We start from the raw sequence: 12,463 nt of genomic DNA, 5'->3' as shown, positions 1-12,463 counted from the left end.
TATATCAAATCAAATTTATCAATATTTATTTTGATAAAAATAAAACTATTCTGCTTAGATTGTTTTTCTATAAGAGGAGTATATAAAAAATCAAAGGAAGCAATTATTCATTACTCCCTTTGATTTACAAAATTACCTTTTGGCAATAAATAAAATAAAGGTCCATAAATCTTATATCGGCAAGATTTATAAATACCGTATTGTTAATAAAAATATTGATTAATAATGAATCATCCCCAACACTTTACTTCTTGAAAGCAGGCATGCCCCCAAGGCACCAGCACGTTCCCCTAATCGGGAGACTTTGATTTCTGTATCCTGAGATACCAAATTAAGAGAATATTTCCGTATAGCACTCTTTATAGGCAGACTGATATATTCACTTGTAAGCGACAAAGTACCTCCGAGTACGACTAATTCAGGATTAAAGATATTCATAAGACCGGCAATTCCACGTCCCAACTTCTCTCCCATTTCCTCCAGTATTTCAATGCATAACACATCTTCTTTCTGGATCGCTTCAATCATATCGGCCATGGTTATCTTTTCTTTCTTCTCTATTTTGCCTGCTAAAATAGTACTACTACCTTCACGATAACGCTCTAACAGCTTGCGATGCAAGGCAGATCCGGATGCTTCAGTCTCAATGCATCCCTTTTTACCGCAATGACAAAGGATTTCGTTATCAAAAAAGCAAAAATGTCCGAACTCACCGGAGAAACCGGATTTTCCATAGTAAAGCTCGCCGTTTATGAAGATAGAAAGTCCTAAGCCCCATCCCATATTAATAAATAATATATTTTTTTCACCCTTAACCACGCCTTGCATGTATTCGCCATAGATCATGGCTCGGGTATCATTTTCGATATATATTTTAATCTTGATCCGCTCTTCCAGGATTTGGGATAAGGGTTTTTCTTCAAAATAGAAAATGCTATAACTATATCCGGAAACCGGATTTACACGTCCTGAAATATTTACTCCTACCGCCAGTACTTTGTCACGCGATACACTCAACCGATCGATAAAATCATTGATTAGATAACACAAACTCTCCAGGGCTTCCGGAGTATTTTCCAGGGTATAGGGAATACTCTCTTCAACACGCAATTTTTCTCCTTTGAAATCGACAGCTGCAATATTGATCTTACTCCGGTACACATCAACTCCGACAAAATAACCGGAAGTAGGGTTCAGACCGTAAATATTCGGTTTACGCCCTCCGCTTGTCTCCTGTTTTCCAAAGTCCAGAATATAACCATCATCCAATAATTCCCCGACCAGTTTGGTTACAGTAGGAATACTCAAATCCATTTCCTTGCACAATTCCGCGATTGTGGCATCACCATTGGCTATATAATAATGTATAATCTTCTTTTTAAGAAGAGCACTACGATTGCTATCTGCTGTAATAAGGAATTTTGTATTCATGGTATTATTTTTTACTGCGATATTTTGAACAAACAAAAGTAGATAAATATTTTTCAAATATAGTTCTGAGTAAATAAAAAAAATCCGAAACAACTCCTTCTGTGAAACTTACATCGGTGGTCCACAGGAATCCTCCCATTCAAAAACAAGCTTTCCCTTTTCTAAAAAAAGTTCAAAATATCATAGTCTTCTAAGAACTCAGATACGAAAAAAAGAAGGATTTCAACAACTAAAAATCAGGACTCTCCGGCTTCCTGTCAACAGCCGGAACATTATAACATTATTGTATCACCTAATAAAATCTATGCGAATGAAAATTTCATGAATCACAAGTAAAACAAGATCACACAAAAAGATGCAACGTTCTCACGGCACACTATATGCCGGTCTGCACCAGGTATGACTTTTCAACATACCGGGAAATCAAATTAAACGTAAACAAACTGATTATTATATGGTAGATCCATATCTAAATGTCCAATTAATAAAACAAGTATCATGAAGAAAAAAACCTTCATTTTTATGCTCATTTTCTTATTACCGGCAATTGCATGGGCACAGGAGAAAATGAGTATCCAGGGAGTCGTTTACGACGATCTGAATACAACCATTCCGGGTGCATCCGTTATTGAAAAAGGCACAACCAATGGAACCGTCACTGATATTGACGGGAAATTCACTATACAGGTTACCAGAGGAGCTACACTTGAAATCTCCTATATCGGATACAAGACCCAGGAAGTCAGGGTAACAAACGCACAGCCATTTAAAATTATCCTGAAAGAAGATGCACAAACTCTCGACGAGGTCGTTATCACAGGTTATTCGGGGAAACAACTCCGATCGAAATCGACTAACTCGATTGCCAAAGTAGCCAACGAAAAACTGACGACCGGTTCTTACACCAACCCGGCACAGGCCCTGTCGGGAGCCGTTTCCGGATTACGTGTCATCCAGGCATCAGGAAGTCCGGCCGCTACTCCGACAATCATTCTCCGTGGTGGTACCAATCTCGATGGTACAGGTTCACCGCTGATCATCGTCGACGGACAGGTACGTGGTAGTTTAAGCGATATCAATCCGGAAGACATTGAAGACCTGCAGGTCATGAAAGATGCAGGTGCCACTGCTATCTACGGTGCCCGTGCAAACGACGGAGTTATCCTGGTTACGACGAAAAAGGGAAAATCAGGGAAATCCGAAATCAATTTCAAAGCGAAACTCGGCTTGAACTTCCTGAACAATCCGTATGAATTCTGTAATGCTGAAGATTATATTTATTGGATGCGTACTGCATATTCCCGCTCTTCGAACATGTGGCAGAGAGCTGATGGCAGCGGAGTTGGTTATGTATCATCCGCTACATTGGGATCTGCTTCGCCCCACGGAACAGGAAACAAATATTTTGCAGCAGACGGTGTAACTCCTCTGACAAATGATATGGCAGCCGTTTACAGCACGATGTACCTGGATGATACCAACAGGTTCCTGCTGGGTAAAGGCTGGAACAGCATGATCGATCCTGTTACCGGCAAAGAGCTGATCTTTAAAGATACAAATGTCAGAGATTACAATTTCAACACACCTGCCCTGACTCAGGATTACAATATCAATATGTCGGGTGGTAACGACAGGGGACATTATTATGCAGGTCTGGGATATAACTATTCGGAAGGACTCCCTATCAACACATTCTATGAAAGATATTCTTTTGTATTCAACGGAGATTATAAGATCAAACCGTGGTTAACCTCCTATTCCAGTTTAAACTTCACGCGGGCTAACTGGGAAAATCTTCCGGGTTCCGCCGTTTCCGAATATAATTATTTCGGACGTATCTTATCGACGCCTCCTACGGTTCGCTATGAAGACGAAGAAGGGAACCTCCTATTGGGACAGCACTATCAGGACGGTAATCAACAATATCAGCCGGAGAAATTCATTCGTGACAACCAGAGTGATAAATTCACAATGAACCAAAGTTTCAATATCGATTTTATGAAAGGACTTTCTTTAAAAGTTTCGGGTAACTGGTACTACGAAGAACAGCTTGCCGAATCATTCAATAAAGATTTCTACCAGACTCCGACCGTTATTAATACAACACGTTCTACTTCTTCTAACTGGAGACGTAAATTCGACCAGACATACAACGCCGTATTGAACTACAGCAACCAGATCACTCAGGATCATTATCTGGACGCCATGATCGGTACCGAATATTATGATTCTTACACCCGTTATTTGAGCGCATCCGGTTCCGGTGCTGCAACCGACGACTTCGGGGATCTGGAACTGACAGATAAAGGAGAGAACAAACGTAACATCGATACATATCATAACAAAGAAAGAATCATGTCTTACTTCGGTCGTGCCAACTACGATTTCCGGAGCAAATATCTCCTTTCCCTGGTAATGCGTTCCGACGGATATTCACGCCTGGTAGACAATCGCTGGGGCGTTTTCCCCGGAGTATCCGCAGGATGGGTATTCTCCAAAGAAAAATTCATGCAGAAATATTCCGATATCCTTTCTTTTGGTAAACTGCGTGCGAGTTTCGGTTTGAACGGCAAAGTCGACACAAACCAGATCGGATATTATACCTTGCAAGGTTCTTACAGCACATCTTCCAAATACGACGGAAATACAAGTTATGTGATCGGAAGCATACCGAACCCCGGATTGAGATGGGAAAAATCAAGAACTATTGAAGCAGGTTTAGACCTGAGTTTCCTGGAAAACCGCTTAAATGCAAACTTTACTTACTATAACCGTCTGACTTCCGACAAATATGCAAATATTAGTCTGCCTTCTTCTTCCGGTATCAGTTCCGTTCTGACTAATAACGGAAAAATCCGGAATAAAGGTATTGAAATAGACCTGAATGCCAAGATCATCCAGACCAAGGACTGGAACTGGACAGTAGGAGCAAACATTGCTTACAACAAAAATATCATCGTTTCATTACCCAACAACGGACTGGACAAGAATCGTCAGGATGCCTTCCAGGTATATTCAGGAAACGGCGATGAGAAAATATGGGTAGGCGGTTACCAGGAAGGTCAGGAACCAGGCATGATGTATGCATTCCAGGCAGACGGTATCTATAAAAATTGGGATGAAATCCCTGATTACCTGGAAGACAGAGGAGGTGGAGCTTCCGCCTGCGTACTTTATGGTAAAAAATCATGGGATGAACTGCCCGACAGTGATAAAGGGACCGGCGAAGAAGGGGCTTCCAAAGTGAAAAAATTACCGATCCAACCGGGTGATGTGAAATGGAAAGATGTAAACGGCGATGGCGTGATCGATCAATATGATATGGTAAAAGTAGGCAACACGAAACCACGTTATACGGGAGGTTTCAATACAAATCTCAGCTGGAAGAACCTACGCCTTTATGCAGCATTCGACTTTGGGTTGGATTACAAAATCTATGACCAGACAAGTAACTGGTTCCTGGGATGTATGCAGGGATCATACAACATGACCACAGATGTGAAAAACACCTGGTCGGAAACAAATCCGAACGGAACGTTACCTAAATATTACTGGGCAGATCAGCTAGGTAAATCCAACTATTACAGAAGATCAACTATGTTCTGCTATGACGGTAGTTATCTGGCTATCCGTGAAATATCCCTGGCATACACATTACCAAAGAACTGGGTACAGAAAGTGATGTTACAAAATGTAGAAGTATCTGTTACCGGACAGAATTTAGGATACATCACGCAATGTGCGTTGGTGGCAACTCCTGAAACGATGGCAGGTATAGCCGGTTCCGGATATGCTTTACCACGTACCCTTTTATTCGGGATCAGCGTTACTTTATAAACAATTAAACAGTCTAAATTCGGTTAATTATGAACTTAAAGAAAACAATTATAAATACATGTATAGCTGCCAGCGCAGTACTTTATACATCATGTGATCTGGACCTGGTTCCTCTCGATTACTACGGAAGCGGGAGTTACTGGAAAACCGTATCCCAGGTGGAATCTTATATGAACGGGATACATGTCGACCTGCGGGCTAGTAATTTCAACAGACAGTTCTTGCTGGGCGAAGCACGCGGAGGGACAAACAAATCCGGTACTTCCTCATTGATCACCTCTATCAACTACGACCGTATCAAAGAGAACAACCTGGATGCAGACAACACTGGTATTTCAAACTGGAACGGGACATACGGCTATATCTTCGATTGCAACCTGCTGATACAGGAAGTGGAAGGAACTGCCTTGCAGGAAGAGAATGCTTCCACTATCAATTATCTGCTGGCACAAGCTTATGGGATCCGTGCATTACATTACTTCACACTTTACAGAACCTTTGGCGGCGTACCATTGATCGAACGAGTGAAAGTTCTGGACGGACAAGTAGACGTCGAAACGCTTTACACACCACGTTCATCGGCTAAAACGATCATGGATTTTATCAAATCGGACCTGGCAAAGTCGCTGGAATATTTCGGATCGGACGAAACCATCAAAAGCAATAAAGCTTATTGGTCGAAAGCAGCTACAACCATGTTGGCGGCAGAGGTCTACCTGTGGAGTGCAAAAGTATCATTGGATGATCAGACTCCCGCCTCCGACGACTTATCGAAAGCCAAAGGCTATCTGAACACGATCCTGAACGACTCCCGTTTCGGCTTGTGCGATAACTTCAAGGAGATCTGGGATGTAACCAATAAAGGTAACAAAGAGATGATCATGGTAGCCCGGTTCGCAGACGGTGAAGCAACCAACCAGGCAAGCGAATTTGTTTATGCGCAACCTAACTTCGTAAATACGGTCTACGGACGCGACGGAAACCTTATTACAGGAGATACACTCGAACTAAAAGGCAGCGGTTGGCAGAGAAACGAATACGAACTGGGCTTATGGCGCATTTTTGACGCGGAAGACACCCGCCGTGATGCTACATTCCTGGAATATTATCTGGCAGACGGCTCTTTAATGGGTACGGTTCTGAAAAAGAACCTGGGTTATGTCAATTCAAATAACACCCGCGTTTTCTGCGGTGACGAGGCAATCTACCGCTATGCAGATGCCCTCTTGCTAATGGCGGAAGTTGCCAATATGGAAGATGGGGATGTAGCCTTTTACCTGAACCAGGTTCGTAAGCGTGCCTACGGTTCCAACTGGAATGAAGCAAAATACGGCTATACCAATTCAGACTTCAAGACAAACGAACTGGCTATCCTCGCAGAAAAAGACAAAGAGTTTGTAAATGAAGGCAAACGCTGGTTTGATATCTGCCGCATGAAAGACGGAAAGAATGGAAAAGCATTGGCGTTTTGCGCTGAATCAGGTTATAAAGGAAACGGAGCCGTTCTAAAAGAAAGCGAAAGCCATAAACTCCTTTGGCCGATCGATGTAACCACTTTGAACGCAGACGATACGTTGGAACAAACTCCGGGTTATTGATATTTTTCAACATAATTGATAGTTAAAATTTAACTGACTCCTATTCCAAAGGTCGCTATATTCAATATAAATATAGCCTCCTTTGGAATTCTTCTTACCTAAGTCTAAAGATAAATCCTGGGTAATAAGAGACACTAATATCACACAAAAACAAAGAATTAAGAAAATAATTCTCAATTCACACTCTAATTAATAAAATATTTTATTTATATTTGTCAAGTTTTTAAACAGCAACACACATAAAGAATAAACACTATACACCATGGAAAGAATTAAAGGACTTATCGATGCCCCGTTTACTCCGTTTTATGAAAATGGAGAAGTGAATTACGAACCCATTGAAGCTTATGCCAGACTTCTTGTCAACAACGGATTAAAAGGTGTTTTCATCAACGGTTCATCCGGTGAAGGTTACATGCTTACGGAAGAAGAGCGTATCAAACTCGCTGAACGCTGGATGGAAGTAGCACCCGAAGGATTCAAAGTAATCGTACATGTAGGCAGTACCTGTGTAAAAACCAGCCGCAACCTGGCTGCCCACGCACAAAAGATCGGAGCATGGGGTATCGGAGCCATGGCTTCTCCGTTCCCGAAAGTAAACCGCATCGAGGAATTGGTAAAATACTGCGAAGAGATTGCTTGCGGGGCACCGGAACTGCCTTTCTATTATTATCATATCCCTGCATTCAACGGCGCTTTCCTCCCGATGGTAGATTTCCTGAAAACCGTAGACGGCCGCATTCCTAATTTCGCCGGGATTAAATATACATACGAAAGTCTTTACGAATATAATCAATGCAGGTTATACAAAGACGGAAAATTCGACATGCTTCACGGGCAGGACGAAACGATTTTGCCTTGCCTCGCAATGGGCGGTGCACAGGGTGGAATCGGCGGAACAACCAATTATAACGGAAAAGAACTGGTCGGCATCATCGAAGCATGGAAAGACGGCGACTTGGAAACAGCCCGCGAAAAGCAAAACTTCTCACAGGAAGTGATCAACGTGATCTGCCATTATCGTGGAAACATCGTAGGAGGTAAGCGTATCATGAAACTGATCGGCCTGGATCTCGGAAAGAACCGCACACCGTTCCAAAATATGACCGATGCGGAAGAAGCGGCTATGAAAGCTGAACTCGAAGCTATCAATTTCTTTGAAAGATGTAACAAATTCTAATCATTATGGATGCAAAAACAAATATTGCCCAGCCTGCCGAATATATCGGTTACTGGGGCGACATTTACAAAAGCGACTTACTGAACGATGTCATGCCATTCTGGTTGAAATATGGCATCGACAAAGAGAACGGCGGCTATTTCACCTGCCTGAACAGGGATGGTTCCTTAATGGATTCCAATAAATCCGTATGGTTCCAGGGGCGGTTCGCCTTCATACTGGCTTACGCTTACAACAATATCGAAAAAAAGCCCGAATGGCTGGAAGCCTGTAAAAACGGTATCGATTTCATCGAGAAATATTGCTTCGATACGGATGGACGTATGTTTTATGAAGTGACGGCAACCGGTATCCCTGTGCGCAAAAGAAGATATGTTTTCTCCGAAACTTTTGCGGCCATTGCCATGGCGCAATATTCTATTGCATCCGGAGATAAAAGCTATGCCGATAAAGCTGTAAAATTATTCAAGCAGATCCTTCATTATAAAAATACACCGGGATTACTGGAACCGAAATTCCGTGAAGGATTCGTTGCGAAGGGACATTCTTTCTGTATGATCCTGATCGATACGGCAGCCCGTATCCGTGAAGCCGTCAACGACGAGATCCTTACAAAGCAAATAGACGAATCCATCGCCGAATTACGCCGTGACTTTATGAAGCCGGAATTCAAAACGATTCTCGAAACAGTCGGTCCGAACGGCGAATTCATCGACTCGATACCGGGCCGTACGATCAATCCGGGCCATTCCATCGAAACAGCCTGGTTCATTCTGGAAGAGGCCAAATACCGGAACTGGGATCCCGAACTGAAAGAAATGGGATTAACCATCCTCGACTGGGCCTGGGAATGGGGCTGGGACAAAACATACGGTGGAATCAGCTATTTCAAAGACTGCAAAAACCTTCCTCAACAGGAATACTGGCATGATATGAAATTCTGGTGGCCCCAATGTGAAGCCATCATTGCCACACTCTATGCCTATGAGGCCACCGGTGATGCAAAATATCTGGAAATGCACCGGATGATCAATGAATATACATATGCCCGTTTCCCGGACAGGGAATATGGCGAATGGTACGGTTATTTCCACTATGACGGTACATTGTCACAGTCGGCCAAAGGAAATATGTACAAAGGCCCGTTCCACATCCCCCGGATGCTTCTGAAATGCAATCTGCTTTGCAAAGAAATCCTTTCAAAATAACATAAACAGAAAGAAAATGCTGTCAAAAGTTCATTTGCCGTCTGCTTTAGCTGACGGTTTACAAGTTGTTTTCCTCTTTAGGCTTTAGCCACATTTCTCTTAACAAAAGGAGATTGTTTAAAATGGGACTAAAGTCCAAAGAAATAGATCATTTACTGCTCCGTCAGCTAAAGCAGACGGCAAATGAACTTCAGATGGCTTATCTTCACCAAACTTTGTTTTCGCCTCTAAAATATAACGAAATGAATAATAAAAAAATATACCCCTGGGTAGTTGTCGGTCTGTTATGGGGAGTAGCCCTGTTGAACTATATGGACCGGCAGATGCTCTCGACCATGAAAGATGCGATGATGATCGACATCACCGAACTGGAATCGGCAGCCAATTTCGGCCGACTGATGGCCGTATTCCTCTGGATATACGGATTCATGAGTCCCGTGGCAGGAATGATAGCCGACAGGGTAAACCGCAAATGGCTGATCGTCGGCAGTCTGTTCGTCTGGTCGTTTGTCACACTTATGATGGGCTATTGCACCACGTTCAACCAGATTTATTTCCTGCGGGCCCTGATGGGGGTAAGTGAAGCCTTATATATCCCGGCTGGATTATCTCTGATCACCGACTATCACCAGGGGAAAACCCGTTCACTGGCAGTTGGTATTCACATGACCGGGCTTTACACCGGACAGGCTCTGGGAGGTTTCGGAGCAACAGTTGCAAGCGCTTTCACCTGGGAAACGACTTTCCACTGGTTCGGGATTGTCGGTATTGCATACAGTGTTGTTCTGATCCTGTTCCTGAAAGATAAAAAAGATCATATCATTCATAAGATAAAAGAAGTAGGCACCGCAGTCGAGAATCCGGTCAAAGGAGCTCTCAAGGGAATGGGAATGTTGTTTACCAACATTTCCTTCTGGATCATCCTGCTTTATTTTGCCACCCCGAGCTTACCCGGCTGGGCAACGAAAAACTGGCTTCCTACGTTATTCTCCGAAAATCTGTCCATAGATATGTCGGAAGCCGGACCGTTATCGACCATCACGATCGCCTTATCTTCGTTTATCGGTGTAATTGTCGGCGGGATCATGTCGGACAGATGGATACAAACAAACGTACGCGGCCGTGTCTATACCGGCGCTATCGGACTGGCTTTGACCATTCCATCGTTACTTTTGCTCGGTTTCGGTCATAACTTCCTGATGATCGTAGGCGGCGGACTTTGTTTCGGTATCGGTTTCGGAATCTTCGATGCAAACAATATGCCGATCCTTTGCCAGTTCATCTCACCTCGTTACCGTGCGACCGCTTATGGCATTATGAATATGACAGGGGTATTTGCCGGAGCTGCCATCACAGACCTGCTGGGAAGATCGACGGATGCCGGAAACCTGGGACATGACTTTGCCATGCTGGCAGGCCTTGTTGCCATCGCCCTGCTGATACAGATATGCTTCCTTCGTCCGAAAGTGGCAAATATGACGGATTAACAATAAAAATATCAATAAAAAGTCCCAGAGGTAACGGCAGGCATACCATGAAATCGTTACCTTTGGAACTACATTTACTAATTCATAGAACAATTATCATGAAAAAAAGCATCTTTTATCTCTGTCTTCTATTCATCGTGCAAACCGCTATTGCTGCAGACAGCCTGTACGTCAGGGAGCAGCAAATCCCGATTCTGATCGATCGTACGGACAATGTGCTGCTGGAAATGCGTATTCCTGCACAGAAAGGGGATGTATTAAATAAACTGACTCTTCAATTCGGCAATGAAACAAACGTATCCGATATAAAGGCTGTCCGGTTGTTCTATAGCGGGACGGAAGCACCTGCAAGGGAAGGAACTCATTTTAATCCGGTGACTTATGTAACAAGTTTCACTCCGGGAAAAACACGTACCGCCAACCTTTCCTACTCGGTTAAACAGGATGAAATAACAACTCCGGGAAACACCATTACACTGACCTCCAAACAGCCGATGGTAAAAGGCCCGAATTATTACTGGGTCAGTATTGAAATGAAACCGGAAACATCTCTGCTATCGAGAGTTTCCTTTACCATACCGGAAGCAATCATCAATAACAAACCGATGGAAATCACCTGGAACGGTAAAGCGGAAGCTCCCCGCCGTGTAGGGGTAGGCGTACGCCAGGCCGGAGACGACGGCTCCGCCGCATTCCGTATCCCGGGGCTGGTGACAACGAATAACGGAACTCTTCTGGGGGTTTATGATATCCGTTACAACAGCAGCGTAGACTTACAAGAAATGGTCGACATAGGTGTCAGCCGCAGTACCGACAAAGGGCAGACCTGGGAACCGATGCGTGTAGCCATGACATTCGGTGAAACCGGTGGTTTGCCCCATGCACAGAACGGTGTGGGCGACCCATCCATTCTGGTCGATGAGAAGACAAATACGATCTGGATCGTTGCCGCCTGGACACACGGTATGGGGAACGGACGTGCATGGTGGAACTCCATGCCGGGAATGACTCCCGACGAAACAGCCCAATTGATGTTGGTAAAAAGCGAAGATGACGGTAAGACCTGGAGCGAACCGATCAATATCACTTCACAGGTAAAAGATCCCTCCTGGTATTTCCTATTGCAAGGTCCGGGACGTGGTATCACGATGCAGGACGGTACACTGGTGTTCCCTATCCAGTTCATCGACGCTACACGTGTTCCGAATGCGGGTGTTATGTACAGCAAAGACCGTGGTAAAACATGGCATCTGCATAACCTGGCACGTACCAATACGACCGAAGCACAGGTGGCAGAAGTCGAACCGGGAGTATTGATGCTGAATATGCGTGACAACCGTGGCGGTAGCCGGGCAGTTGCGACAACCAAAGACCTGGGTAAAACCTGGACGGAACATCCTTCCAGCCGGAGTGCACTCCAGGAACCGGTATGTATGGCAAGCCTCATCAAAGTAGATGCAAAAGACAACATCACCGGAAAGAAACTGTTACTGTTCTCCAACCCGAATACAACTAAAGGACGTAACCATATCACGATCAAAGCCAGTCTCGACGGCGGTCTGACATGGCCTGCCGAACATCAGGTATTACTGGACGAAGCAGAGGGATGGGGATACAGTTGCCTGTCTATGATCGACAAGGAAACCGTAGGAATCTTCTATGAGTCAAGCGTAGCGCACATGACTTTCCAGGCTATCAAAATAGCTGACCTTATCAAATAAA

Annotated in this window: 7 protein-coding genes; 6 read left to right on the top strand and 1 reads right to left on the bottom strand. The window is 43.9% G+C overall.

What is annotated here, in order from left to right; translation table 11 throughout:
• Positions 1 to 219: 219 nt before the first annotated feature.
• Positions 220 to 1,431, bottom strand: a complete 1,212-nt coding sequence (locus tag DWW23_RS19775; protein ID WP_122355382.1) for an ROK family transcriptional regulator — start codon at positions 1,429 to 1,431, stop codon at positions 220 to 222.
• A 498-nt stretch (positions 1,432 to 1,929) separates the two neighbouring features.
• On the opposite strand from DWW23_RS19775, the gene DWW23_RS19770 reads away from it, so the two are divergent.
• From DWW23_RS19770 to DWW23_RS19745, 6 genes are all read left to right on the top strand, one after another.
• Positions 1,930 to 5,268: a TonB-dependent receptor gene (locus DWW23_RS19770; protein WP_122355380.1), complete on the top strand. Its 3,339-nt coding sequence runs from the start codon at positions 1,930 to 1,932 to the stop codon at positions 5,266 to 5,268.
• A gap of 29 nt (positions 5,269 to 5,297) precedes the next feature.
• The gene (locus tag DWW23_RS19765) at positions 5,298 to 6,866 is read left to right on the top strand and encodes a RagB/SusD family nutrient uptake outer membrane protein (protein ID WP_122355378.1); all 1,569 of its coding nucleotides are present in this window, start codon (positions 5,298 to 5,300) and stop codon (positions 6,864 to 6,866) included.
• Positions 6,867 to 7,128: 262 nt separating this feature from the next.
• Positions 7,129 to 8,046 (top strand): dihydrodipicolinate synthase family protein, encoded by a 918-nt coding sequence (locus DWW23_RS19760; RefSeq protein ID WP_122355376.1) that lies wholly within the window; start codon positions 7,129 to 7,131, stop codon positions 8,044 to 8,046.
• Positions 8,047 to 8,051: 5 nt separating this feature from the next.
• Positions 8,052 to 9,254, top strand: a complete 1,203-nt coding sequence (locus DWW23_RS19755) for an AGE family epimerase/isomerase (protein WP_122355374.1) — start codon at positions 8,052 to 8,054, stop codon at positions 9,252 to 9,254.
• 242 nt (positions 9,255 to 9,496) lie between these two features.
• A complete protein-coding gene (locus DWW23_RS19750; RefSeq protein ID WP_122355398.1) occupies positions 9,497 to 10,741 on the top strand; it encodes an MFS transporter in 1,245 nt (414 codons plus the stop codon).
• Positions 10,742 to 10,839: 98 nt separating this feature from the next.
• Positions 10,840 to 12,462, top strand: a complete 1,623-nt coding sequence (locus tag DWW23_RS19745; RefSeq protein WP_122355372.1) for a sialidase family protein — start codon at positions 10,840 to 10,842, stop codon at positions 12,460 to 12,462.
• The last annotated feature ends 1 nt before the right edge of the window (position 12,463 follow it).

It is taken from the genome of Parabacteroides sp. AF14-59 (assembly GCF_003479515.1).
Classification (GTDB): domain Bacteria; phylum Bacteroidota; class Bacteroidia; order Bacteroidales; family Tannerellaceae; genus Parabacteroides; species Parabacteroides faecis.
This window is presented reverse-complemented; position numbering and strand designations above follow the sequence as displayed.